The organism is Rubripirellula reticaptiva (assembly GCF_007860175.1).
Taxonomy (GTDB): domain Bacteria; phylum Planctomycetota; class Planctomycetia; order Pirellulales; family Pirellulaceae; genus Rubripirellula; species Rubripirellula reticaptiva.
In genome coordinates this window covers 468,500-494,314 of record NZ_SJPX01000005.1, presented here as the reverse complement: position 1 = coordinate 494,314, position 25,815 = coordinate 468,500, and the positions used below count along the sequence as shown (strand labels likewise).

The following is a 25,815-nucleotide window of genomic DNA, read 5'->3' as shown; positions in this document are numbered from 1 at the left end:
GTGCGATGATTCTAGCGAAACGGCCACGGACGCGTATTCGCGACATCGTCTTTTGTCAGCCCGCCGCGGCGAGCCTGTTTGATGCCGTACTGCATCACATCGAGGCCTTCGATCGAGTGCGCGTCGGTGCTGATCACGATCGGAATGCCGACTCGTTTCGCCGCCGCCAAATGCAGGTCGTTCAAGTCCAGACGAGCCGGATTGGCGTTCAGTTCCATCAGCTTTCCGTGCGATTTGGCCGCCGCCATGACCGCATCCATGTCGACATCGTAGGGCGGGCGTCGGTTGATCAGACGACCGGTGGGGTGAGCGATGCAGGTCACGTGCGGGTTTTCGATTGCACCCAGAATGCGTTCGGTGATTTGATCACGCGGTTGCTTTTGTCCGTAGTGCACGCTGGCCAAAACCCAGTCGGCCTCGGCGAGGCAGTCGTCAGCCAGGTCCATGCCGCCTTTTTCAAGAATGTCGCACTCGATGCCTTTCAAAATCGTCAACCGACCTTCGTACTCGGGGCGGATCTCGTCGATCAGCTTCCACTGTTGACGTAGTCGTTTCTCGTCCAGTCCCATCGCCATCGAGACTCGTTTGCTGTGGTCCGTGATCGCGATGTACTTTAGCCCTCGGGCGATCGCTGCGTCCGCCATTTCGCGAATCGTCGCGGTTCCGTCCGTGGCATTGGTGTGCATGTGCAAGTCGCCGACGACATCGCTGACTTCGATCAACTCGGGCAACGATCCACTCGCCGCCCACTCGAATTCGCGTCGGTCCTCGCGGATCTCCGGTGCAATCCATGGCAGTCCAATCGCCGCATAAACATCGGCTTCGGTTTCGCCGGCGACTTTGGTTTCATCGTCGACCTTGAAAACACCATACTCGTTGATTTTCAAGCCTTGGTCTTTGGCCAATCGCCGAGTGTGAATGTTGTGCGCTTGTGAACCGGTGAAATACTGAAGCGCCGCACCAAACTGGTCTGCCTCGACCACTCGCATGTCGACTTGGAACGACTTGCCGACACGAATCGAGATCTTGGTGTCCCCGCGCCCAATCGTCTGGGCATAACCGACGTAGGATTCCAAATGGTCCATCACGGCTTGGTGATCGGTCGCGACGACTAGCAAGTCCAGGTCGCCAACGGTTTCGCGGCCGCGCCGATAGCTGCCGGCCCATTCCAACTTGGTGATCTGGCTGCACGCGGCCATGTGTTCACCGATCGAACGCGCCAAGTCGTCGGCCGTGGACCAATAGATCCGCTCGGCCGCAGCTTCGGCAATCGAAAGTCCGTCCAGGATCGCCGCTTGCGTTTTTGCGCCGAAGCCTTTCAGTTTTGCGATCTTGTCTTCTTGGCAAGCCTTGCGCAGATCGTCGAGCGATTCGAGTCCAAGCTCTTGCTGCAACTTGACGGCTTTCTTCGCACCAAGTCCGGGGATACGTGCCATTTGAATCGTGACTTCGGGAATCTCGGCACGAAGTTGTTCCAGTTGTGGCAGCGACCCAGTCTCGACCAGCACCGCGGACTTTTCGGCAAGCGTTTTGCCGATGCCAGGGACTTTCGAAAGGTCGCGATTTTCGTCCGCAACGATCGCCGCGACGGACTCGGTAAGTTCGCGGATCGCCTTGGCACCGTTGGTGTAGGCACGGATGCGAAACGGGTTCTCGCCACGGAACTCGAGCAATTCCGCCATCTCGTCAAACACATCTGCGATCGCCGCATTATCCACGTCGCTGTTCCCCGTCAGAGCCAGTTCATTTTAAACCGCCAGAGTGTAACACGACGCGACAAAAATGGAGGATAGGCTTCCAGCCTGTCTTTCCGAATAGGCCGTTTTTCACGACGTTCTACTCCGACGGATAGCCCACCCTACGTAACGTTTTTATTGGCTAGAACTGCATGCCAAGTCCAAACGCAATCGCATCCAAGCTGATCGTGCTGTGCGAATCGACCGGTCCACCGGCGTCGATCCAAGTTTGGCATTCGTAGCCCGCGCGAGCGAACGTGGTGCAGCGGCGGCCGATCGGTTGATTCCATTGCAGACCGAGTGCCAGTTCGAAAGCCGTGATCACTTCGCGCTGAGTCGCCAAGTCTTCAAGCTCAGTCGTGAAGGCGCCTTTCATTTCATAGATCTTTTGGTTCGTTTCGCCCATGATCAGCGAGCCTCGCATTCCACCGTACATTGCCAAACGACTTGCCGCGATGGCTCGGTTGACTTTCATTGCGACCGTCGGCCCGGCGCCTTGGAAAGTCAAATCGTTCGCGATCGATTCTTGCAATGCACCGACACCGTCGACCACATCGCCACGAAGCAGTTGTTCCATGTCGGCAATCCGAACACCGCAGCTAAGGGTTCCGCGAAGCGAGTTCCAATCGAACTGCTGGGTCGCTTCGAGATCAAAAGCCTGCAGTTTCAACCGGTGCTGTGACGTCAATGTTTGGCCGACGCCGGCCTGCGCGCTGCGCGACAAGTTATTGCCGGCACCATAGACAAACACAAACACCGGAGTCGCACCGACAACGGCGGTCACGGATTCGTCGCCGGCCTGCTCATCAAATTCCCAGTACGTCGCTCGGAATCCACCGCCACGTTTCGATTGCCAACCCAACCATGTTCGGGTCGATAGCTGGCGGTCGTATTCGAACGGGACTAACGTGTTGCCAACCGGCGGATCAATGATCAAGGCGACGTTCTGATCAAAGTTGGCCCGCATCCACAAGAATTCGAAACCGCCGATCCATTGGCTTGCGCGAGCCGCTGGAGTAGCGCACAAACGCGGTTCTGTGCACGGAGTTGAATTGAACGTTTGTGCGGACATCGCCGGTGCGCACAACCGCGAATCTTGACGCTCGGCCTCGAACCAATCCGACGGCTGATGCCACATCGGAACGTTGTTTTGTTTTCTGTTTGCATCGCAGAACGCCGTGCCCTGGTCACAGGGGTTGCCGGAACACTGGTCCCAGGCGTCAGCTTGCGCAATGCTTCCCGAGCAGCAAAGTACACAAACTGCAATCACATGAGATCCAATTGTTACGAGTGACGAAATGCCACACAGCGTTTGCTTCATTCCCATCCTTGGTACTCCTTCACCTAAAAACTTCTGCTTACTGTGTCGGCTTGCCAGCCCAATCAACGCCAAGTCGGGTTTCCGAAACGCGCCATCTCGTTGGACCGCACTATCTTGCCAGGAAGTGCACAGCCGATCAGGCTGGAGTGAGCGAAGATGCACACGTGCACGCTCGTTTGGGGTACGAGAATTGTCACCGTTAACGCTGGCTGGCATTCGTGGTCGCGAGAAACTAGCCCGGCTGACGGAACTTTATTGCGGTTCGTTTGTTCAATCCGGTAGCTGGTTCGACAGGTCTTATCGCCGCACAGGGCGATTTGGGCGTTTGCCTGGCAACTCTTATCAAAATGTCTACTTCTCGAGGCCAGGTTCATTGCTGATGCCAACAACGTTCAAGAGTCCGATTGCCGCTTTTTTGTTGGCGATTGCCATCGCAGGTGTCAGTGCATTGACGTGCCAGGCCGCCGAATATCGCTTTTTTCACGAAGGCGTCCTCGGAACGAGTCTTGAAATTCAAGTTTCGGCCAATTCGCAAGACGCAGCGAAAAAGGCAGAGGAGTCCGTCCTTGAATCGATCGATCGCCTGGACTCGGTTTTCAGCACGTACAGCTCGCAAAGCGAGCTTGCGGGGTTCTTGAGTCGAGGACAGTCTGACGCCGTGCAAGTTTCTCCTGCTCTCTATTCTGCCATTCAGGTTTGCGAGGAATGGACGCGTGCGAGTAAGGGAGCGTTCAATCCCGCCGTTGAACTGTTGACCAGGAAATGGGCGAAAGGCGAGCAGGAAGAACTGCATCCCAACGACGCCGAAATTCGGGCTGCGGTTTCCAAAATTGGCTCAGCACACTGGCGACTCGACGCGAGCACGCGTTCGGTGAGCCGGAATTCGGATGTTCCCATCTCCCTGAACGCGGTAGCGAAAGGAATCATCCTGGACCACGCCGCTGAGTCCGCATTAGAAACGATCGAGGGACTTCAAGGATTGATGGTCAATATTGGCGGTGATTTGCGTGTGGCGGGTAGTTTTCAGACGCAAGTTGATATCGCTAACCCTGGTGCAGACTCGATCGGATCTCGCCCGCTGGCGTCCATCATGCTTTCTCAGGGCGCTGTCGCCACCAGCGGCAGCTCGGAACGGCATTTCACCATTGATGGCAAGTTGTACTCGCACATCATCGATCCTCGCACTGGTTATCCAGTGGAACAGACGGTCAGCGCGACGGTGATCGCGGACACGGCATGCTCTGCCGATGCGGTAGCGACCATTTGCAGCGTGCTATCGGTTCAGGAAAGTCTCGCCTTTGTCAACGGGTTGCCTGGTGTGGATTGTCTGTTGGTCACCGCAGCCAACGTCCTTTTCATGAGCGATAACTGGCCCGCTGATGCGAAGCCGGCCGACACGACGACGGAAGAGAAGGCAGATGCTGATACGAAGGCCGGTACGAACGTCCAGACGCAGCAGCCCAAACTGTCCGCTCACGAAATGCTGGTTCAATTCGAGATCGGTAAGCCCGAGCAATCCAGACGCTATCGTCGGCCGTACGTTGCAGTTTGGATTGAGGACAAGGACGCGTTTCCGGTCAAGACACTCAGTTTGTTTCTGATGCAGGACAATCCTGGGCCGCGGTGGTATCGCGACGTGCGACGCTGGTACTCGGATGATCAGTTGCGGAAGCTTGTCGATGATCGGGACTTGATTGCGACCGTGTCGAAACCGACTCGTAATCCAGGGAAGTACAAAGTCACCTGGGATGGCCGCGATGATTCCGGTGCGGCACTCAAGCCAGGCAAATACACGTTGTTGATCGAATCCGCGCGAGAGCATGGATCGTATGAGCTGATCAAACACGATTTCGAGCTCGGCAAAGAATTTAGTGCAGACTTGAAGGGCAATGTCGAAATTGCTTCGGCATCAGTCCAGTACAAAGTCAACCAAGCCGCAGGCGAGTAGTGTTTCCAGTGGCCTCATCAAGTATCGAATCGACGCCGGCGACCGGCGCCGCAAAACCTTCAAGCAACCCGGCCGCGAAACCCAAGCGGCGTGTTCGGCGACTGTTGGCTTCGTGGAGTCGTTGGCTGCATATCTATCTGTCAATGTTTGGCTCGGCTGTCGTTCTGTTTTTCAGCATCACGGGGCTGACCTTGAACCATTCCGATTGGTTCTTTGCCGAACACGCAACAAAGATCAGCGGGACGATGCCTCGCGAGTGGTTGAACGTTGACGCACCTGCGCCTCCGGGTTGGGACGAGTACGATTTCAGTCACCAGATCTATCGGCTCGAAGTTGTCGAGTTGCTGCGTAGCGAACATCGTTTGCGCGGCAAGGTCACCGACTTCTTAGCCTTCGAAGATGAATGTGAAGTCACGTTTCAGAGTCCCGGCTATTCAGCGACCGCTCGGATCAATCGATCGACCGGCGAGTATGCCGTTGACGTGTTGTCCAGCGATTTGGTCACCGTCATGAACGATCTTCACAAAGGCCGTCATTCCGGTGAAGTCTGGTCGTGGGTCATCGATGTGTCGGCGGTGATCGGCACGCTGGTAGGTCTGACCGGATTCGTGCTCATCTTCTTTTTGAAATTGCGTCGGCGATCGGGAATCGCATTAGCAGTTTTGGGTGCGGCGATGACTTGGTACTTCTACACTTTGGCGGTTGCCTAAGCGTAGATGGACCGCGACTCTTTGCATGGATGACAGGCAGGATGGTGAGTGAGGTTTGGTTATCGACGGTCTCGCACTGCGCGACAAGTTGTTGCCAGCACCTTCGGCACTGCATCAGAGGCTGCTTCAACATCAGTTCGTAGTGTGCATCTGAAGTTCGTTTATCAAAAGCCAGTTGACGGGACCACCGTTTTGCCTAGCTGCATCCGAACTCAAAAGTTGCGAATTTCTGGCCTGGTGTGGCACGGTTCAGAGTTTTGACTGAACGGTGCTAAGCATCCGTCCAGTGTTTGCGAGCACCAGAGCTTGTGTTTGGGTAACCTTAACGCATCGTTCAAGGCCGCAAACATCAGATATGGGCACCACTATGCATCGAAACTTCAACTCTCTTCGGCTAATGATGGTCAGCAGCATTCTGCTTGCTTCCGCCTGCTTCGTGACTTCTAAATGCGCCGCGGACGAATCGAAGGATGCAAAGCGACCGAACATTCTTTGGATCGTTGGTGAGAATTTGAAGCTCGACCTGGGCTGTTACGGAGCCGCTAACGTCAAGACACCTGCGTTGGATGCGCTGGCGGAAAAGGGAGTGCGCTACACTCATGTGTTTTCAACGTCGCCTGTATGTGCTCCCAGTCGCAGTGCCTTTTTCGTCGGTATGTATCAAACGACGACTGATACGCACAACATGCGTTCGCATCGCAGCGACGGCTATCGACTTCCCGAAGGCGTTCGCCCGATTACGCATCGGCTCAAAGACGTAGGCTATTTTACGGCGAACATCGCAACTCTTGGTGGCCAACAGGTTGGGTCTGGAAAACTGGACCTGAACTTTGTGGAAGAGGGAAAGCTGTACGACACCAGCAAGTGGGAGGATCTACAGGGCAACGAGCCATTCTTTGCTCAAATCAACACGCTCGAAGCTGAGTACGACATCTATGATCGGCAGACTTGGAAGCAACCCCGTGTGGAGTGGAAGGGCGAGCAGACGCATGAGCAGATTGCGACGGTCGATAACGTCAACCCGCCGCCCTATTATCCAGATCACCCGTTAGTCAGAAAAGAATGGGCTAGGTATCTGAATTCCATTTCCGGAATGGACAAAACGATTGGCCGCGTGCTGACGCAATTGAAAGACGACGGTCTGGCAGACGATACAATCGTCATGTTTTTTGGCGACAACGGACGAATCGAACCACGAGGCATTCACTGGTGTTACGACACCGGATTGCATGTTCCGATGATTATCCATTGGCCCAAAAATTTTGCTGCTCCTGCGAATTACAAAGCAGGTTCTGTTAGCGACCAGGTCATCAGTTTGATTGACATTACTTCAACCACGTTGGGGTTCGCCGGGATCAATCGTCCACTGGGTATGCAAGGGCGGATCTTTATGGGGAACAAGCTAGGGCCGGAACGCCAATTTGCGTTTTCAGCACGCGACCGTATTGACGAGACGGTCAATCGTATTCGAAGCGTTCGAGGCAAGAAGTTTCATTACCTTCGCAACTACTTTCCCGATCGACACTTCGCATCACTGAACCGCTACAAAGAAAAGTGCTTTCCAATCAAGCCACTGATGCGTCAGCTGATGGCAGAAGGAAAGTTGTCCGCTATTCCCGCTGCATTGATGTCTCCAACGGTGCCCGAAGAACAGTTGTTCGACACCGAAAACGACCCCCACGAGATCAACAATTTGGCGACGTCAAATGCTCCTGAGCATCGGGAAGCACTCCTCCAGATGCGAAGCGCACTTTCGGTATGGATGGTCGAAACACAGGATCAGGGCGTCTTCCCAGAGCCCCAGGAAATCGTCGCTCCTTTTGAAAAGGAGATGCATGACTGGTTCGGCACTCCGCAATGGTACAGTTCCGAGAATGCAAATCGACAGCGTGAGTAGTCAACTGGGTTCCGCAGCATTAACTGGCCCACAAGTTCGATCGTACAAGGAATCTATCGCATGAATCGACGCAAGTTTCTGCAATCCGGAATCGCGATCGGTGCCGCTGGTGTATGTGCTTCACCAATATTGGCTGGACAGTTCACGGGAAGGATTCGCAAGTCGCTGAAGTACTCCATGATTGACGTACGTCTTTCGTTGGTTCAGCAGTTTCAGCTTCTCAAACGGGCGGACTTTGACGGGGTCGAGATCAGTCTGCGTGACGGACTGTCGCCCCAAGAGGTCCGTGCCGCGACGGACGCCACTGAGATTGCAGTGCATGGTGTGATCCACGGCGCCGGTGATGACTGCTCGGCGTCGATCGATCTTTGTGAACAGGTTGGCGGTAGCACGGTTCTAGTCGTCGCCCCAGAACTCGACAATCTTAGTTACGCGGATAACTTCGCGAGATCACTTGCCGTAGTCCGCAAGGCCATTCCGCTTGCGGAAAAACAGAATGTCCGCCTGCTGATTGAAAACGTGCGTGCTTCGTTTCTGAAGACCGCTGAAGAAATGGCTCGCTTCATCGACGAATTAGAATCACCCGCGATCGGTGCGTACTACGATACCGGCAACACAATCACCTGGACGAAGCAAACGGCCCAGCACTGGGCACACGTGCTGGGGCATCGGATTGTAAAGGTGGACATCAAGGACAGGGGACACGCGGAATTTGGTGACCCGAAGCTGAAGTCGCAAACGGCTGTTGGCACGGATGGTGGCGAGGTGCACTGGGCAAACGTTCGTAGGGAACTCGCGGCCGTCAACTTCTCGGGCTGGGCATCGGCGGAAGTCAAAGGTGGCGATGCCAGACGCCTCTCTGGTGTTTCCAAATGGATGGATCAAGTGCTGGATCTATGAACGCGAGGAGACGCGACTGTGCATCGGTTGTTCGGTGCATGTTGTGTCAAAATGCTAGAAAGATGATTCGGGATCCTTCTTCGGTTAGAATTTTGTGTTTTCGACGACAGCTCTTTCTTCGTGAAACGGTGCCATGCTCAACGATCGCAAGCTCTCTGAAACTTCCAATGTCAAATCTCAAGCACCTCGGCGAAGCTTTCTCAAAGCAACGGGAAGTGCGATGGTTGGCGCATCGCTGGCTTCCGCGACGTCGACGGCACAGACACCGCATGTCAGCGTTGATGGTGATATTCGCATTGGGCTGATTGGTTGTGGTGGGCGCGGAACCGGAGCGACATTGAACGCGTTGAAAGCCGATCCTGGCGTTCGACTGGTCGCAATGGCTGACGCCGTTGAAGATCGATTGAACGGCTGCCTGGAAACCTTACAGCGACACAAGGATTTTGGCAGTCGGGTCGACGTCAGCGACGAGATGCGATTTACCGGACTCGATGCTTACAAAAATGTGCTGGCGACCGACATCGATGTTGTCTTGTTAGCAACGCCGCCCGGATTTCGTCCACTGCATCTGCGCGCCGCGATTGACGCAGGCAAACACGTCTTCGCGGAAAAACCGGCAGCCGTCGACCCGGCCGGAATTCGCAGCGTCTTGGCATCCGCAGTCAAAGCAAAAGAGAAGGGGCTATTCATCGTCGCCGGTTTGCAAGCGAGATACGAGCCCGAAACAATCGAGATGACCAAGCGTGTCCATGACGGAGCGATTGGGGAAATTCTGAATGCAAGGATGTCGCGATACACCGGTGGTCTGTGGGTCAAGCCGCGCAAGCCCGAGCAGACCGACGTTCAGCACCAGTTATCGAACTGGCACTATTACACTTGGCTTTCCGGTGACTTTCTGATCGAGCAATTTGTGCACGAGATCGACCGGATGGCCTGGGTGATGGGGGACTATCCGGTGTCTTGCTTAGCGACTGGTGGCCGCCAATCACGAACGTCGGAGATGTACGGGCACACCTACGATCACTTTGCGGCACTCTATAAATTCGCAAACGGTTCCGAACTCTATGCCACCAGCCGACAGCAGCAGGGATGCGCCAGCGCATTCGAGATGCGTTTGGCTGGAACGAAGGGAACTTGCATCGGTGAAGGAAAAGTGAAGTACGACATCACTGGTCCATCCGCATGGCAATCCGGCCAACGCAACGGCAAAAAACAAGTCGGTCACCAAACGGAGCACGATGCGTTTTACCAAGAGTTGCGATCGGGTGGATACTTGAACAATGGTGAATACTTCGCCAAATCAACTTTGATGGCCATCATGGCACGCGAGTCAGCCTACACGGGGCAAGAAATTACGTGGCAGCAAGCGCTGGATTCAAAGCAGGATTTGATGCCCGACGAAATCGCCTGGGATACTGCCGTGCCACAGTGGCAAGTGGCCATCCCCGGCAAGACAACGTTCACCTAACTGGCTTGCTAAGACCAACTAGAAAATGTTTCGCCGCGGGTCCTTCGCGCCCGACAATCCAACCTTTCTGTGCACATCGCAACCTTTTCACTTTTCTCTTCCGCGTCTCTCGTGCTTCTCGCGGTTGCCGCTAGCAGCCAATGCTTGCGTTGCGTTGGTCAGCGTAAAAACCCTCGCGGACGTTAACAGCACGCAGGAACGCAATCGATGATTGCTTTTTGTGGACATTGAGCAATTAGGAATCGTACGGAAATAAGATCGGGATATTGCTCTGCCCCTGGGAAAGTCGGACGCAGTAGCAGCCAGAGAGGGTTTTGCATACGACCCTCCCCGGCCGCTGTTGCGTCCGACGCTCCCGCAAGCGGGAGCGTGTTTTTGAGCGTCTGAATACTGGAGTTGTTTCCGAACAAGTCGTTAGCCTTGGCTGAACACAAAAGGCGAGATCTGAAACAGGCTGTCATCCAATGGTTAGAATATAGCCCGCCGAGTACCTTGAGATCATGTTTGCACGCCTGTTTCCTCGTGACTGTTTTGCCATGCCGACCCGTGTCCTTTTATTTCTCGTCGCAGTTGCTGTGACGCAATTCAATCTTGGCGCCGATGCGCAAACGCTGACTCGCGCCAAGGTCGTGTGTTTCGGCGACAGCATCACCAAACGTGGCTACTCGGAAACGTTGGGCGAGTTGTTGGGTGTGGACACTGTCAATGCGGGAGTCGGCGGTAATTCGACCAGCCAAGCATTGCGGCGAATGTCGACCGACGTTTTGGATCACAAGCCTGATGTCGTGGTGATCTTTTTCGGTACCAACGATCTGCGGGTCGATAGCGAGCGGGTTCACGTCCCGGTGCCGGAATACCGTGCCAATCTTGAAGCGATGATTGATGCGTGCCAAACGGCGCACGCTAAAGTAGTTTTGTGCACGCTGCCACCAATCAATCCTGAACCGTTCTTTACGCGTCATGATCGCGAATTGTTTGAGGCGGCGGGTGGATTGCCCGCGCTGATCAAGAATTACCAGCAGGCTGCGATCGATGTAGCCGAAGCTCGAAACGTTTCGCTGGTTGATTTACAGTCTCTGCTGGTCACCGAACCACAGTGGATGAGCAGCGACGGGGTTCACCCTAGTGAGGAAGGGTCGGCAATCATTGCCAAACACGTCAGTCACGCCGTTGCACCGTTGTTGACGCAGCGAGAAGAAGCGTCGCAGCAACGGCAAGCTTCGTCGAAACCGAACGTGCTGTTCATTTCGATTGATGACTTGAATGACTGGCAGGGTGGCATGGGAGGCAATCCGCAAGCCAAGACGCCCAACTTGGACAAGCTGTTTGGGCAAGGTGTGTTGTTTACCAATGCGCACTGTTCGCAAGCGGTTTGTACGGCGTCAAGAAACTCGTTGTTAAGTGGCATCCATCCGAGTACGTCGGGTTGGTACAGCTCTACCACAGCGATGCGAAAGACTTATGACCAAGTGATGGGCGAACACAAAATGTTGCCACAGCAGTTTCGCGACAACGGCTATCAGACGCTGGCGGCTGGGAAAGTGTTTCATCAAGGCGTGTCGGACTATCGCGAACGGACAGACGATTTCTGGGACGTGACCGCGCCTGGTTACAAAGTGCCCCAGGACTTGAAGGCACGCGGCGAAGGTTATGGCGGCACGCATTTTTATCCTTTCCCTCGCGACGGTAGTCAGATCATCGATCGTTACGGGAAGAAGTTCGCCGACGGTAACTCGTTGTGCTACGGGGCTCTCGAGCGTGAAGACATGCCGGGTGGCAAGATGTACGACGAACTGATTGCTCAGTGGGCCGTTGATCAATTGAGCCAAGAACATGACAAGCCATTTTTTATGGCGGTCGGATTTGTTCGGCCTCACGTGCCTTACACGGCGCCGAAAGAATACTTTGATCTGTACGATCTGGACGACGTCGTTATCCCCGAAGTTCCGGACGACGAAATGTCGGACATTCCGCTGATGGGCAAGGCGATCGCCTACGGAACGATTCGGTCGGGCGATCACTACGCCGTTGTGAACCTAAGCGACAGCTATTGGCGTGAAATGGTTTACGGCTACCTTGCCTGTGTTTCGTTCGTCGATGCTCAGGCCGGGAAAGTGCTGGACGCTTTGGAGAAAAGCAAGTACGCCGATAACACGATCGTCGTACTTTGGTCGGATCACGGTCAACACTTGGGCGAAAAACATCATTGGCGAAAGCAAGCGTTGTGGGAAGAATCAACGCGAGTTCCTTTGTGTTTCAAAGTGCCGGGACTTGGGGAGCCGAATTCTCGATGCGATCAGGCCGTCAGTCTGTTGGATGTCTACCCGACGCTTGTGGAACTCTGCGATTTGCCAGCCGCGCCAAAGCTTGATGGCGAAAGTTTGGTGCCGCAGGTGACCAATCCCACCGCAAAACGAAATCACCCGGTGCTGAGTACTTGGTACTACGGCAATCACGCGATCCGCAGCAACGACTGGCGTTACATCCGTTACCGCGACGGAACCGAAGAACTTTACGACCACCGGACTGATCCTCGCGAGCACACGAATCTAGCCGGCAATCCTGAATTTGCAGCAATCATTGCCGAGCACAAAAAATGGTTGCCCAAAACGGACGTGTTGCCCGCGGGCAAGGATCAGTGGACAGGCGACAAGCTGGACGAGCGCATCGACGATTGGCGAGTGAACGATTCGGTGCCCAGTTGGTTGCGATAGCGCGGTTGTCGGTAACACACGCAAAGATCTTTAGAGTCACCTTTTTTCTAAATCCATTGAGAGTTCAACGTTTTGTCGAAGACAATTTTTCATCTGCTGGCAGTGACCTGTTTGTCGATCGGTTTCGGAAGCGTCCTGGTTGCCGCAGAGAGGCCTGCGAGTGCGCCCAACATCATTTTGGTGATGAGCGATGATCAGGGCTGGGGTGACGTCGGCTTCAACGGCAACGAAGACATCATCACGCCCAACTTGGATGCGATGGCAGGAAACGGAGTTCGTTTCGATCGGTTCTATGCGGCTGCGCCATTGTGCTCGCCGACTCGCGGCAGTTGCTTGACGGGTCGGTTTCCGTTTCGACTTGGCATTCTCGCCGCGCACACGTCGGGATTGCGAGTCGGTGAGATCACGTTGGCAGAAATGCTAAAGAAGCAAAAATACGAGACCGGTTTTTTCGGCAAGTGGCACATCGGCTGGGTCAAGCCTGACGAGCTAAGCACACGCGGGCACTATTCGCCGCCGTCGCATCACGGATTCGACGAAGTCTTTGCAACCACGAGCGCCGTTCCGACCTGGGATCCGGCGGTGACGCCCGAAGGTTGGGACAGCAAGTCCAACAAGCCTGGTGAGCCGTGGAAGGGTGGCTTTCCTTACATGCACAACGGGCAAGAAGCCAAGGAGAATCTCAACGGCGACGATAGCCGCGTGATCATGGATCGTGTGATCCCGTTTGTCGAACAAAACAAAAATCAGCGGTTCTTTGCGGCGGTTTGGTTCCATACGCCGCATGAACCCGTGGTCGCTGGCGAAGAGTACAAGAAGCCGTACGCGAAATTCGGTCAGTTGCGACAGAACTACTACGGCTGCATCACGGCGATGGACGAGCAGATCGGCAGGCTACGCGACAAGCTGCGCGAACTGGGGGTTGAAAAGGAAACGCTCGTATTCTTTTGCAGCGACAACGGGCCGGGCGACAAACTAGCGAATAAAGGCGTCGCATCGGCTGGTCCCTTCAAAGGACACAAGCACCACATGTACGAAGGTGGCGTTTTAGTTCCCGCGTGTGCTGAATGGCCCGGCGTCATCGAGTCGGGTTCGGTCACGGATGTTCGTTGTTCGACGATCGACTACTTTCCGACGATCGCGAAACTGGTCGACTATTCGTTCTCGGGTTCCCAACAGCGACCGATCGATGGTGTCGACCTGATGCCGATCATTCGCGGCGATTCGAAACAACGCGATAAAGACATGTTCTTTGGGTTTCGCCGTTTGCACGATGGAGTTGATGGAAAGTCGATCATCAGTGGCAACTTCAAGCTGATGAAGGAAGCGAAAAAGAACGGCCAAATGCGACTGTACGATTTAAGCAGCGATCCGTACGAACATTCGGACCTTTCGGAGTCGCAGCCCAAGCTTTTCGAGATGATGTCTCAGAAACTCGAGGCGATGGAAACCAGTTGCCTGTTGAGTCGCGACGGTGCCGACTACAGCTACTAGGCCGCCGAACGAAACGCAATCGTGAGAGTCTGCTGGCTGGTGCGCCGGCCGCGTCTGACGTAACCTCGAAGGGGTGCGAATTTCCAATGGCTCTTGCTGATCTCGTTGCGATCGAGTGAACAACTGCGGAAGCCATGAAGGAAGCCATTGTTTAACGATTTTAACCTCGAGGGTTGCCATGAAAGCTGCTTACATTGAATCGACAGGGTCCGCCGATGTGATCCGGTACGGCGATTTAGAGGCTCCGACACCGGGGCGCGGCGAAGTATTGATCCGCGTTCACGCGGTTTCGGTCAATCCGATCGATACGTACATTCGCAGCGGAGCAATCGCCGCCGAATTGCCCAATCCGTTCATTCTGGGTTGTGATGCCGCGGGCGTGGTCGAAGCCATTGGCGAGGGAGTGCACCATGCGGCGGTCGGCGATCGAGTCTGGTGCACCAATCAGGGATTGCTTGGTCGCCAAGGTACGTTTGCAGAAAAAATTGTGATCTCGCAAGACTGGTGTTTTCCGCTTGCCGATGCGGTTTCGTTCGTGGACGCTGCCGCGTGCGCGCTAGTGGGCGTGACGGCCCACCTAGGTCTGTTTCGCGAAGCTGATTTGCAAGGCGGTGAAACGATCTTGGTCGTCGGCGGCAGCGGCGGTGTTGGCTCGATGGTCGTCCAGATGGCTCGATCGGCCGGCGCAACCGTGATTGCGACTGCGGGCAGCGACGAGAAATGTGCAGCGGTCAAAAAGTTGGGTGCGGACATCGCGATCAACTACCAAGCCGATTCGCTTGAAGATGCCGTGAAGAAAGCGGCTCCGAAAGGCGTCAATGTATTTTGGGAGACTCGCCGCGAACCTGACTTTGATTTGGCGGTCGAATTGATGGCGGGCAAGGGACGCATGGTGTTGATGGCCGGACGTGACGCGAGACCCTCGTTTCCGGTTGGCCCGTTTTATGTCAAAGAATGCTCGTTGCACGGTTTTGCCATGTTCAAAGCAACCGCATCGGAAATGCGTGCGGCGGCCGAAGACATCAACCACTGGTTAGCGATGGGCAAGTTGAAAGCCAACATCGGGCGAACGTTCGACCTGTCCGATGCAGCCCAGGCACATCGTTTGCAAGAGCAAGCAACGCTCGAAGGCGGCGGTGGATTGATGGGCAAGATCGTCTTGACCGTCAATTGAAGATCAACGACGTTGCCCACCACCTCTCAATTGGAAGAACAACATCATGAGTCACGAAACAATCAAGCTAGCGACCGGACGTGAAATGCCGTCGGTTGGACTGGGACTTTGGAAGATCGAAAACGAGATCACGGCAAGTGTCGTGGGCCAAGCGATCGAGTGCGGCTATCGACACTTTGATAGTGCGGCCGACTATGGTAACGAAGTTGAAACCGGCCAGGGGTTGTCGGCCGCCATCAACAGCGGCAAGGTTGACCGCGAAGACTTGTGGATCACAAGTAAGCTGTGGAACACTCATCACAAACCCGAACACGTGCGTTTGGCGTTGATGAAAACGCTTGCCGATTTGCAGCTTGATTATTTGGATCTGTACTTGATTCACTTTCCAATCGCTCAGGCATACGTGCCGATCGCCGAACGTTATCCGCCAGGTTGGTTTGCGGATCCCAACGCAGCCGCACCGAAGGTCGAAACTGAAGCGATTCCGATCGTCGACACTTGGCGAGCGATGGAAGATTTGGTCCGCGAAGGTTTGGTGAGGGACATTGGCGTTTGTAACTTTGGCGTGTCGTTGCTGCGCGACTTGCAGAACCAAGCCCACATTCCGCCGTCGGTGTTGCAAGTCGAAATGCACCCGTACCTGACTCAGGAAAAGTTGCTACGGTTTTGTCACGAGTCCGGCGTTGCTGTCACCGCGTTTTCGCCGCTCGGGGCACAGTCGTATTTTCAATTAAACATGGCCGAAGCCAGTGAGTCTTTGATCGAACATGACGTCGTCAAAGCCATCGCCGGTGCGGTCGGTCGAACGCCAGGCCAAGTGCTGTTGCGTTTCGGCGTCCAGCGAAATACATCGGTCGTGCCAAAGACATCGAAAGTCGAACGTTTGAAAGAGAACTTAGCTGTGTTCGACTTTGAACTTTCCGGCGATCAAATGACGCAGATCGCCAACTTGGATCGCCATCGTCGGTTCAACGATCCGGGCGATTTCTGTGAATCCGCGTTTAATACATTCTTTCCCATTTACGAATAGTCGAATCGATTGCGACCATGAACACGGAACAAGAACTGATCAGCGCGGCCACGACGGCGGCCAAGTGCGGCGGCGACGTCTTGATGCGTTATTGGCGCGATGGTGTCAGCATGCGTGACAAATCGGTGTCGGGTGGAAAGACCTATGACTTGGTCAGTGATGCGGATGTCGAAGCCGAACAAGCGATCGCAGCTTACTTGCGGAGCCAGTTTCCGGATCACGAAATTCTGGGCGAGGAAGAGCAGGTCGGCAACGTTGATGCCGAACACTTGTGGATTATTGATCCGCTCGATGGCACTAACAATTTTGCACACCGAGTGCCTCACTTTGCTGTTTCTATTGCCTATTATCATCGTGGTGAAGCCGTGGTTGGGGCGGTATTGAATCCAGTTCGCGGCGAACAGTACATGGCGATCCGTGGCGGCGGAGCGTTCTTTGAGGGAGAGCCGATTTCGGTGGATGCTGCGACAACGTTGTCAAAATCGCTGATCGGGTGTGGGTTTTACTACGATCGCGGTGAGATGATGCGATCGACGCTGCATGCGGTCGAAGAGTTCTTTGAAAATGACATTCACGGGATTCGTCGGTTTGGAACAGCTTCACTGGATCTGTGTCAGGTTGCCTGCGGTCAATTCGGCGGCTTCTTTGAATACCAGCTTTCGCCGTGGGACTTTGCCGCTGGTGCATTGATCGTGCGCGAGGCTGGCGGCAAGGTGACTGACGGAAAAGGTGACGCGTTGAACATTGCTAAGACAAGCATTGTGGCTAGTAACACAGCGCTGCATGATGCGATGATTGAAATCACGTCGAAGCATCATCCAGCTTCGTGATTTTAAAGTTCTTCCCTGATTTGATTTCTGTAACCTGGCACTTGTTCGTCTATGACCATTCCGATTTACACGCAGCCACCTGCTGAACTTCCTGCAACGGATCCGCTTGACATCTTGGTCGTTGCGCCGCATCCGGATGATGCCGAGCTTGGCATGGGCGGTACGATTGCCAAGATGATCGACGAAGGGATGCGTGTCGGCGTGTTGGATTTGACGACTGGTGAACCGACGCCTCACGGCAGTGAAACGATTCGGCGCGAAGAGACGCAAGTTGCCACCGATGCGTTGAATTTGACTTGGCGAGGAAACGCGGGTTTACCAAATCGGAAGCTGGTTCACACGCTGGAAGCACGCGAGCTGGTCGCCAGCTATTTCCGCATGCTACGTCCACGCTGGATCTTTGCGCCGTATTGGAACGATGCTCATCCGGATCATGTGGCGGCGACGGATCTTATCGAAGCGGCACGTTTCTGGGCCAAGCTGAGCAAGACGGAGATGCCGGGCGAACGGTTTCATCCGGAACGTGTTTACTACTACTTTTGCATTCACTTGCGACTGGCGATCACGCCGAGCTGGATCGTCGACATCAGCGACCATTGGGACGCCAAGCGGGCTTCGATCCAGGCGTACCAAAGCCAGTTCGTGCAAGGTCGACCGACCGAGCCGCCGACGTTGATCGACCAATTGCATCACGAAGCAGCCAACTGGGGTCGGCTAATCAATCGCCGATACGGCGAACCGTTCGCTACCAAAGAACCGCTGGCGATGAAGTCGATTCGCGACCTGATCTGAGTCGCCGTTATGCACGCTGCCGGCTGAACGTATGCAGCCGGTCGCTCTGCTGGAGAAGAGTGTTCAACTGGCCCAACGTATCGGACCAGTTGCCGGTGGCCGCGATGCGGCCACAGGGTTTCTATCGGGACGTCAGCCGAATGATCATTTGGCTGGTGATTGCGGCAAGCGAGCTTGGCTGACGTAGGGAAATTCGCCGGTCAGTCCTTCGACCATGAAAGCAATCAAGTCGGCCTGTTCTTGTTCGGTCAAGTTCAACGGCTTCATTTTGTCGCTTAGATACGGGTTCTTGTGCCCGCCTTTGTTGTACCACTCGACGACTTCTTCCAGCGTGCCTTGACTGCCGTCGTGCATGTACGGTGCAACGAATGCGATGTTGCGCAGAGTCGGCGTCTTGAAGGCGCCACGATCTTTGTCTTCGCCCGTTTGATCAAAACGACCGAGGTCGGGCTCGGCTGCTTCCATGCCGACGCCCAGGTTGTGGTACTGTTCGTCGGTGAAATTGGCGCCCGCGTGACATGCTGCGCAGTTGGCTTTACCCGCAAACAGCTTCATGCCACGTTGCGCTGATTCGCTCATCGGCATCGCGTCGGTGTCCGCCTTGATGGCGTCGTACTTCGCTTTCAGTTCTGGTTCTTCGTCCAAGTATTCCAGGTCGTCTGCGAAGGTTGTTTCAAACTTGACAAGTTTGTCGTACGCGTCGTAGGGCATCGGGCCAGTCACGATCGCCCGTTCAAAGGTTGCCAATGCCTTGCCGACGTTGTCGATCGTCACACCGTCTTCGAAAATCTTTTCGAATTGGATTTGGTAGCCCGGGATGGCTGCGATCGTTTTGATGCTGGCATCGTGGGTATTCCCCATCTCGATTGCGTTGGCGATTGGGCCGACAGCTTGATCTTCCAGCGAATCGGCGCGACCGTCCCAGAATTGCGCCTTGCTGAGAATTCGATTGAACGACACCGGTGAGTTGCGCCCGCCGGTTTGTCCGCGAACACCAACTCCGAACGGCATTTCGGCGCCCCAGCCCTGTGCCGGGTCGTGGCATGACGCACACGATACGGTGTTGTCTGATGAAAGTCGTTCATCAAAATAGAGTTGCCGGCCCAGTTCGATTTTGGCCCGCGTCATCGGGTTGTCGTCGGGGATGTAGATGTTGGCCGAGCCGGCATCCAAACCCGGTGGCAACGTGATCTTCAGCGGAAGGTGATTGGATTCGTCGGCCAACCAGGCTTCGATTTGGGACTGCGTTAACAGTGCGATACCGGGAATGCCGGAGGTCAATTCTGGATCGCCTAACGTTACCGAATCACTCTTGGCCGATTCGAGTGATTCGGCATTGGTTCTGTTTGACAAGTAAGCGCCAGCACCGCCGATCATCAAACCGGCAACGCCGCCCATAATCAGTGAGTTCAAATTAGGTTTTTTGCGCTGAAGCATGTATCGACTCTTCGACTGAAACAAGGAAGGATTGGTTGGAAGGGCTTCTCATTGTACCCAAGTGATGAGCTTCGTCGTTGGGAGAAGATGGTGGCGATTCGACGCATTGAAAATCGGGCTGCTGGAATTGAGCTAACCCAACAGCTTGGCGATTTTTCGGCCTGTCACACTCATCGGCAGATTAGCCATTTCGGCTAATGTCACATACCGCCATGGTTCGGGTGGCGGCCCCGGCGGCGCGGTGGAAGTGGGTCCCCAATCTGCAGTGTGGACGTTCAGTTTGATTCGGTATTTCGTGACCGCGTGTTTGATTGTCGTCAATCGCTCGCCCGGTACGATCGGCTCGCCAAGTGCAGCAGTCAGTTCGCCGGCGGCTTCGATGGGTGATTCGATCGAACGCTCGATCGTTCGCGGAAAATCCCATAGTCCCGCCCACCGTGATCCGGGCGGAATCGGACGGACCAGATACTTTGTGCCGAGTGGATCCGATTTGCGTTTTTGATTTTCCGTCTGGGCAATTACGAATGCGAACTCTGTGCGGTCTTGGTATTTGATCTGAGTCACTTTGCCGGGAATTTCCGTCTGCAAATTCAGCGTGTTTGCCTCGCAGCGTTTCGCGACGGGGCACTGGTTGCACTTGGGTGACTTGGGAGTGCAGACGAGAGCACCCAGTTCCATCGCTGCTTGATTGAACGTGCCCGCAGTTTCGCTTGAACGTTTGGCGGGCAACATGGCTTCGGCGACTTGCCACAACAGCTTGTTCGCCGGCTTGGCTGTTGCAGGTGACCGCAGCGCAATCCAGCGGCTGAAAACGCGTACCGTGTTGCCTTCCAAAATCGGATGACGTTGGTCGCGCGAGATCGACAGAATCGCGCCGGCCGTGTAGCGGCCGATCCCAGGTAAAGCCAGCACGTCGTCGAACGATTCCGGGAATTCGCCGTCGTGGTCAGCCACAATTTTGGCGGCGGCCGTGTGCATCGATCGCGCGCGACGATAGTACCCGAGTCCCTCCCAGTGCTGCATCAGCGATTGTTCGTCAGCGGCGGCCAGTGTGGCGACGTTGGGGAACGTTTGCATGAAACGATCAAAGTACGGCAGCACTGTCGCAACCTGAGTCTGTTGCAACATGATCTCGCTGACCCAGACTCGGTACGGTGTCGGTTCGCTACGCCAAGGCAGCGTTCGTGCATTCGCCGCAAACCATTTCAGCAGGCCAGTCCGGACGCTACGTCGCCAACGGGTATCCGTCCAGTTTGGATCGTGATCAGGAAGCGACTCGGGCAGGGGATCTAGCAATGAAATGTGAGTCTTAGCGAGTGGGGTAAGAGTTGAAGGAGTTTGATTTCGATTAGTCTTCGAATCGTCGTAATTGTAGGTCGACGACCTTGGTGATCTCGGCGCGCTGGAACGTCACTTTCACCGTATCGCCAGGAATGTGCTGGTTGATTGCGTCCTGCAAATCTTTGAACCGCGTCACCACGGTGTCGTCGAGCTTTAGAACCACGTCGCCGCGGATCAGCCCTGCATCTTCGGCCGCGCTTTTGGCAATCACGCTACTGATTTCACAAATGTCGAACGAATCCTGACACGTGACACCAAGAAAGCCGCCTTGGCGATGATCGATGGCTAACCCAGGCGCCGAAGCACGCATGGATTCGACCTTTTCGGCCGAGAGTCCGGTTCCCATCAAGTTCATGGATACGCGGACGGGCATGGTCGCGATCTTTTCCGCTTGTTCGTCGTTCAACCGAACATAACGGAACTCCAGATCGTTTAGCGGATTCATTTCCAAAAGTGGTTGCAACACCTCATCGTCCACGGTGCCATCGACGATGGCGAGCGATTTAAGATCAGGCACCTTGGTGATTTGCGCAAGGACTGTACCCTCAATCGCTGGGCCTTTGACGCGCGCGTTTGGGATACCGTCGAGCCACTTTAGCCACTGCAGGGCTTCGACATCACCGTTCCATTTTTCGTCGATTTGGACGATCAAGCTCGGTTGGCTTCGCGCTTGAATCACGAACTCGTCAATTCCGACAAATACACCCGCGGAATTTAATTCGGTGCGAGCTTGGACCGATCGGTGCTTGCGAATTTCGTCAACCGCAGTCTGGGCACGAGAGGCGACGCGGCCGACGGTGCCACTTTTCAACTCGTTCAATTTGTCCCATGCGCCGCCATCTTCCTGGGGTGAACCCGAAACAGCGATCTCGGTGATGACATTGCTGGCACGCTCGACGACTTCAAGATCGCCAGTTTGCATCACCTGAATTAGATCAGGAATCGCAGAAGGACCGGCTTGCGCTAATTTTTGGGCTGCCGTTTCGCGGCGCAGGTAGTGGTCGCTGGCGAGTTGGGTTACCCAATAGGCGATCGATCCTTCACCTGACTTTTGTTCCGCTTGCGGTTTGTCTTGGGCGGTCGATGTCGTCGTTGCCGCGATTGCTGCCGCGAACAGTAACGCCCAAGAGTAGCGTTTGGCAAAATTGGTCACTAACACGTTTCACCCATCCGTCGACGTCCCGAAGTTGATCCAGGACGTAGTATAGCGGCTTGATGGCAGTGCGAACCGGGTGCTATCGCTCGTTCTAGCAACGAGTCTTTCGGTGGCTGGGCTTCCGGCGACGCAATAGTCCAGTGCCTGCACCCGCCAAAGTCATCGCAAGCAGCGACGAGGGTTCAGGAACTGCGGTAATTTGCGTCGTGTAGTTCAGGTCTCGCAGGAACGCCGCGTCGAGCGTCGTCAAGCTTTTGCGAGTCCCCGTGAAGATGCTCGGGTCCATGACCACTTCTTGAGCCATTCCGTCGGACAGTCGAAAGCTCATCGTTCCATCGGTGATGTGAGCTCCACCTGCGTCGATCAAGCCGATGCCACTTCCGATTTCAGCGATCGCTTCGGCGCCGGTCCAGTCTGTGCCGTTAGTAACCAAACTGTCCCAAGTTTCCGATCCACCCACGCCGAGCGCGTGAAGAGTTTCGTGAAGTGCAACCGAGTAGAAATCATTTTTTCCGGCATCGACGGCGGTCGTGTGGTCAAAGTGCCAAAAACTGTCAAGCGCCGCATCGCCATCCGATCCGCCCAAATTGTCAACGTCATCATCAAACCAAAGGTTTCCGATCGTCGGACCAAACTCAATTGAGTACGCCGAGTCGTTTGGGCTGCCGAATACCGTACCGGATAATGTCGCCATGACCGGGCCATCACCACGACGATGCTCCGATGCGGCTGCGGCGGCGGTAACAGCAGCTTGAGCTTCGCCAGGGTTGAAGAAACCGGACGCGCCAAAACCCGCGCCAACGCTGCCGGGGCCGCCCTGGCCGAGGGTGGAACCCGAAAGAGGACGCATGCCAACAAAGATGCGAAATTCGTTTGCCGGCATCGTCGTGTTGGGAACTTCCACCGTCGCATTGGTCGTTGGATTTCGATACCCGTATCGGAAATCAATCGTCGCCGTCGTGCTGCCGCTGGTTCCCGTTACCACGTCGTTGGTGATGGCACCAAGGTTGAAGTCGATCACTGCATTGATGTCCGCAACAGCCGCTTCGAGAGCCGCTTTGGCTTTGACTCGAACCGTGCTTGATCCGTCGAAAAACGTCGTGTCTGAGTAATCCAGCACGACACCGGCATCAGCATGAGAACCGAAAATCGAAAGCGCGAGCGTTAAAGCGGCAGCCAATCGCAAATGAGCCATCATTTCTTCCTATCGAAAAGTAACGTCAAAAGGCGGTCCAGTCGGACCTGCGTTCTGCGGCGAGAAGTGCAAAAAGCGTAACCATTCTGATTCCGCATGCAAGCGTTTTGACGAGTCTGCGGTCGGCTTTGGTCGGATTTTATGGCTTTTACGGCGATGCTCGGAATCGTTCAGCCGATTTTCGCTGTTTCGGCCGAGCTTGCGTGGGAATCAACTATCGCCCACCGCTGCGACCCCTCCGCTGAGGTTGATTGCGGCGAACCTTGTGAGTTGCTGAATGGGGCGTCGATTGACTGACCGTTTCGGTAACCGAATCCGAATCATCGACCACTGTGTCAGTGGCGTCCGGTGTCTCCGTCACGTCGGTGATAACTGCCGTATCGGTCACCTCGGTCAACGACTGCAACAGCGATGTTAAGAAATCGATCAGGAAATTGAGAAACGGAAACGGTTTCGAAAGATATTTTTCACAGGCCGTCATTGCGTCGTCGGTGTCTTGATCGGCGTCTTCATCGGCATCCTCATCGGACGGCGAATTTGTGTCTGGTTCGCTGGGGGCAGGATCGCTCGTGTCGGTCGGAACCGCTTCCAGCAAGGTGATGTCAATCCAGTCTGCGAACGCGTCGACTCGAGTGTTGAACGCAACGTCACCAAGTGTCGAATCGAAGACTGATCCGCCCGACGTGATCGATGCGATGAACGGCTCGCCGTCGACGAACAGGAATCCCGGTCCACCCGAGTCGCCACTTGCGGTGTTGGCTTCACTGGGATCGTCGTACAGCCACTCGATCACGGTCGCAGTCACGTCGTCGATCGTCGTGATGCCAACTCGTTTGATTCCAAACGTTCCATCGTTTCCGTCGATCGCTGTGCCAGTTCCGCCGAAGCCAACGATCGATAACAAGTCACCGACGATCGGAGTTCCGCGGAAAATGGTTGACGGTTCGATGTCGGCCACTGGTTCGGACAATCGAAAAATCGCGATGTCGTTTTCGTAGGTGACGGGGTTGTAGTCTGGGTGAATGAAAATCGCTGAAGTCAGATAGAGCTGACCACCGACTTCAAACGTCCCCTCCGTCGAACTCTCGACTTCAAACGCACAATGCGCGGCTGTCAGCACGTCGGTTGATGAGATCAGTGTGCCCGTGCAAAAACCGCCGCCAGTGATACTGCCCACGATGCCCACCGATTCGTAGTCGTCGGTCGGGGTTCCGACCAAAATTTTGGGAAAGAAATTCTGGCCAGTAACCGGTGTCTGTGCCAGGCAGGCGGCCAACAGGCCAATGGCTAGGCAGAATGCGGAGACTGGGCGGCTTTGGTAGTGCATTTTACGCCTATTGGCCTCGAGAAAAGAGAAGAGCTTCGGCCGTTGAACCCCTATTCACATCCTGGGTTTCGGAAAACTTCGAGTTCAATCTACCTGGGGTGGTAGCGGCTCGACGTGTCCGAACTTGACGTGCCTTGGGCGTTTTTTGTATCGAAAGACACTACAGAATGACTCGAGAAATGTCTCGTTCGCCGCCTGCCCAAATCTAGTTGAAACGCATGAAATGGAAATCGCTGGTTCGCTTTCCTGTCGACATTCGGCGGGCGCGTCAGATTCTTCGCGACAAGCCCGTGTCGCCGGTCTCGCTTGACCAGCGTCCGATTGCGCTGCGGCTCAGCACGAACCAGATGATGATTGATGCGGGACGACACTTGGCGACGCTGGCTCATCATTGCATTGATGCCCGATCGCCGCTTTATCTGTCCACCGATGCGATGACGCTGGCCGCGATTGCGCACAAAGAGTACGGGCGTCGCATGTTGGCGATGCCGGGTGTGACCTACGTCGAAGACAGTCGCCAGATTCCCGCGGACGCGATCGTGCTAGCCGACGGTTCGGTTGGATCGCATCATCCGAAACGCGACTTCATTCAATCGGACACCACCATTCAATTGGATATCGGGCGTGATATCGATCGCAGTGTTCCGGTGATGCCCTACCCGATGCACCCCACGACGCTTGGCCGGATCAGCCCCTGTTTGCTCGGCGATCTTCGCAACCATCGCCGTTGGTTTTCGGTGCTGTTCGCTGGCAACCAAAAACCGCGTTACGGCGATCAGCAGATCGGCCAAGGATTCGGTTTGCTCAATCGAATCGAAGTGCTCGAGACCGTTCGCCAAAGCCACCCCCAACACGTCAATGAACGGTTTGAGCTTGCTAATCGGACCGACTCGATCGTGTTGTCCGATAGCCGCACAGATCCCGTATCTGCATCGAACTGGATGCCCGTGATCGCGTCCGCCAATTTCTTCTTGTGTTGCCCCGGATCTTCCCAGCCAACTTGCCATCACTTGGTTGAATCGATGAGCGTCGGCACAATCCCGATTCTTCAGTATGGCGATCGAGTCACGCCGCATTTGATCGACGGAGTCAACGCGATTTGTTTTTCGGATCGCGCCAGTTTGGTCGACGCCATCAGTCGTGCTGTTTCGATGCCAGTTGCCGAGATCGCGCGAATGCGAAGGTCGGGCGCTGAATTTTATGACGAGCACCTTTGCGGAACTCGGTTTGTCAAAAACCTACGCGACGGCCAGTTCGATTTGTCGGCACGCCGAATCTGCCTGCCCTTTCACGATCACAACTTTCACGACGCTGCGACCACAACCGCTCGCGCCGCTTGAAACCA

At 55.1% G+C, this 25,815-nt stretch carries 19 protein-coding genes; 12 read left to right on the top strand and 7 right to left on the bottom strand.

Annotated features, from left to right (window positions below):
• Nucleotides 1-11: 11 nt before the first annotated feature.
• Together polX and Poly59_RS22945 are read right to left on the bottom strand one after the other, a co-directional pair.
• Nucleotides 12-1,718, bottom strand: coding sequence for a DNA polymerase/3'-5' exonuclease PolX (gene polX / locus Poly59_RS22950; protein ID WP_146536437.1), 1,707 nt, complete (start codon nt 1,716-1,718; stop codon nt 12-14).
• A 160-nt stretch (nt 1,719-1,878) separates the two neighbouring features.
• Nucleotides 1,879-2,763, bottom strand: coding sequence for an Lpg1974 family pore-forming outer membrane protein (locus Poly59_RS22945; RefSeq protein ID WP_246151873.1), 885 nt, complete (start codon nt 2,761-2,763; stop codon nt 1,879-1,881).
• 673 nt (nt 2,764-3,436) lie between these two features.
• Between Poly59_RS22945 and Poly59_RS22940 the strand changes: the two genes are divergently transcribed.
• The 11 genes from Poly59_RS22940 to bshB1 all read left to right on the top strand — a co-directional run bounded on the left by Poly59_RS22940 (nt 3,437) and on the right by bshB1 (nt 18,014).
• Nucleotides 3,437-5,005, top strand: a complete 1,569-nt coding sequence (locus Poly59_RS22940) for a DUF2271 domain-containing protein (RefSeq protein WP_186776466.1) — start codon at nt 3,437-3,439, stop codon at nt 5,003-5,005.
• A gap of 8 nt (nt 5,006-5,013) precedes the next feature.
• Complete coding sequence (locus tag Poly59_RS22935; protein ID WP_222436155.1) at nt 5,014-5,715, top strand: PepSY-associated TM helix domain-containing protein; 702 nt, start codon at nt 5,014-5,016, stop codon at nt 5,713-5,715.
• A gap of 367 nt (nt 5,716-6,082) precedes the next feature.
• Nucleotides 6,083-7,612, top strand: a complete 1,530-nt coding sequence (locus tag Poly59_RS22930) for a sulfatase family protein (protein ID WP_186776465.1) — start codon at nt 6,083-6,085, stop codon at nt 7,610-7,612.
• A gap of 60 nt (nt 7,613-7,672) precedes the next feature.
• Complete coding sequence (locus Poly59_RS22925) at nt 7,673-8,512, top strand: sugar phosphate isomerase/epimerase family protein (protein ID WP_146536434.1); 840 nt, start codon at nt 7,673-7,675, stop codon at nt 8,510-8,512.
• A 133-nt stretch (nt 8,513-8,645) separates the two neighbouring features.
• Nucleotides 8,646-9,980, top strand: coding sequence for a Gfo/Idh/MocA family protein (locus Poly59_RS22920; RefSeq protein ID WP_146536433.1), 1,335 nt, complete (start codon nt 8,646-8,648; stop codon nt 9,978-9,980).
• Nucleotides 9,981-10,516: 536 nt separating this feature from the next.
• The gene (locus tag Poly59_RS22915; RefSeq protein ID WP_186776464.1) at nt 10,517-12,694 is read left to right on the top strand and encodes a sulfatase-like hydrolase/transferase; all 2,178 of its coding nucleotides are present in this window, start codon (nt 10,517-10,519) and stop codon (nt 12,692-12,694) included.
• 72 nt (nt 12,695-12,766) lie between these two features.
• On the top strand, nt 12,767-14,188 hold the full coding sequence (locus Poly59_RS22910; RefSeq protein WP_246151872.1) for a sulfatase-like hydrolase/transferase: 1,422 nt from the start codon (nt 12,767-12,769) through the stop codon (nt 14,186-14,188).
• 178 nt (nt 14,189-14,366) lie between these two features.
• On the top strand, nt 14,367-15,362 hold the full coding sequence (locus tag Poly59_RS22905) for an NADPH:quinone reductase (protein ID WP_146536431.1): 996 nt from the start codon (nt 14,367-14,369) through the stop codon (nt 15,360-15,362).
• Nucleotides 15,363-15,408: 46 nt separating this feature from the next.
• Entirely contained in the window at nt 15,409-16,392 is a 984-nt protein-coding gene (locus Poly59_RS22900; RefSeq protein WP_222436154.1) for an aldo/keto reductase, read from the top strand.
• A 17-nt stretch (nt 16,393-16,409) separates the two neighbouring features.
• Nucleotides 16,410-17,222: an inositol monophosphatase family protein gene (locus Poly59_RS22895; RefSeq protein WP_146536430.1), complete on the top strand. Its 813-nt coding sequence runs from the start codon at nt 16,410-16,412 to the stop codon at nt 17,220-17,222.
• A 51-nt stretch (nt 17,223-17,273) separates the two neighbouring features.
• Complete coding sequence (bshB1, locus tag Poly59_RS22890) at nt 17,274-18,014, top strand: bacillithiol biosynthesis deacetylase BshB1 (RefSeq protein ID WP_146536429.1); 741 nt, start codon at nt 17,274-17,276, stop codon at nt 18,012-18,014.
• A gap of 144 nt (nt 18,015-18,158) precedes the next feature.
• Here the strand turns inward: bshB1 and Poly59_RS22885 are convergent, their stop codons facing one another.
• The 5 genes from Poly59_RS22885 to Poly59_RS22865 all read right to left on the bottom strand — a co-directional run bounded on the left by Poly59_RS22885 (nt 18,159) and on the right by Poly59_RS22865 (nt 24,470).
• A complete protein-coding gene (locus tag Poly59_RS22885; protein ID WP_246151871.1) occupies nt 18,159-19,451 on the bottom strand; it encodes a cytochrome-c peroxidase in 1,293 nt (430 codons plus the stop codon).
• Between the two features lie 132 nt (nt 19,452-19,583).
• A complete protein-coding gene (gene mutY / locus Poly59_RS22880) occupies nt 19,584-20,747 on the bottom strand; it encodes an A/G-specific adenine glycosylase (protein ID WP_246151870.1) in 1,164 nt (387 codons plus the stop codon).
• A 52-nt stretch (nt 20,748-20,799) separates the two neighbouring features.
• Nucleotides 20,800-21,951, bottom strand: a complete 1,152-nt coding sequence (locus Poly59_RS22875; protein WP_186776463.1) for a PDZ domain-containing protein — start codon at nt 21,949-21,951, stop codon at nt 20,800-20,802.
• Nucleotides 21,952-22,039: 88 nt separating this feature from the next.
• Nucleotides 22,040-23,146 (bottom strand): PEP-CTERM sorting domain-containing protein, encoded by a 1,107-nt coding sequence (locus Poly59_RS22870; RefSeq protein ID WP_146536427.1) that lies wholly within the window; start codon nt 23,144-23,146, stop codon nt 22,040-22,042.
• A 211-nt stretch (nt 23,147-23,357) separates the two neighbouring features.
• The gene (locus Poly59_RS22865) at nt 23,358-24,470 is read right to left on the bottom strand and encodes a S1 family peptidase (RefSeq protein ID WP_146536426.1); all 1,113 of its coding nucleotides are present in this window, start codon (nt 24,468-24,470) and stop codon (nt 23,358-23,360) included.
• 218 nt (nt 24,471-24,688) lie between these two features.
• Here Poly59_RS22865 and Poly59_RS22860 point away from each other — a divergent pair, with 218 nt between their 5' ends.
• Nucleotides 24,689-25,810, top strand: coding sequence for a hypothetical protein (locus Poly59_RS22860; RefSeq protein ID WP_186776462.1), 1,122 nt, complete (start codon nt 24,689-24,691; stop codon nt 25,808-25,810).
• Nucleotides 25,811-25,815: the final 5 nt, after the last annotated feature.

Bases quoted from the DNA above. Each gene is read 5' to 3' on its own strand.
- Poly59_RS22940 (WP_186776466.1), top strand. From the start codon at position 3,437: ATGCCAACAACGTTCAAGAGTCCGATTGCCGCTTTTTTGTTGGCGATT.
- Poly59_RS22930 (WP_186776465.1), top strand. From the start codon at position 6,083: ATGCATCGAAACTTCAACTCTCTTCGGCTAATGATGGTCAGCAGCATT.
- Poly59_RS22925 (WP_146536434.1), top strand. From the start codon at position 7,673: ATGAATCGACGCAAGTTTCTGCAATCCGGAATCGCGATCGGTGCCGCT.
- Poly59_RS22920 (WP_146536433.1), top strand. From the start codon at position 8,646: ATGCTCAACGATCGCAAGCTCTCTGAAACTTCCAATGTCAAATCTCAA.
- Poly59_RS22915 (WP_186776464.1), top strand. From the start codon at position 10,517: ATGCCGACCCGTGTCCTTTTATTTCTCGTCGCAGTTGCTGTGACGCAA.
- Poly59_RS22905 (WP_146536431.1), top strand. From the start codon at position 14,367: ATGAAAGCTGCTTACATTGAATCGACAGGGTCCGCCGATGTGATCCGG.
- Poly59_RS22900 (WP_222436154.1), top strand. From the start codon at position 15,409: ATGAGTCACGAAACAATCAAGCTAGCGACCGGACGTGAAATGCCGTCG.
- Poly59_RS22895 (WP_146536430.1), top strand. From the start codon at position 16,410: ATGAACACGGAACAAGAACTGATCAGCGCGGCCACGACGGCGGCCAAG.
- bshB1 (WP_146536429.1), top strand. From the start codon at position 17,274: ATGACCATTCCGATTTACACGCAGCCACCTGCTGAACTTCCTGCAACG.
- Poly59_RS22885 (WP_246151871.1), bottom strand. From the start codon at position 19,451: ATGCTTCAGCGCAAAAAACCTAATTTGAACTCACTGATTATGGGCGGC.
- Poly59_RS22870 (WP_146536427.1), bottom strand. From the start codon at position 23,146: ATGATGGCTCATTTGCGATTGGCTGCCGCTTTAACGCTCGCGCTTTCG.
- Poly59_RS22865 (WP_146536426.1), bottom strand. From the start codon at position 24,470: ATGCACTACCAAAGCCGCCCAGTCTCCGCATTCTGCCTAGCCATTGGC.
- Poly59_RS22860 (WP_186776462.1), top strand. From the start codon at position 24,689: ATGAAATGGAAATCGCTGGTTCGCTTTCCTGTCGACATTCGGCGGGCG.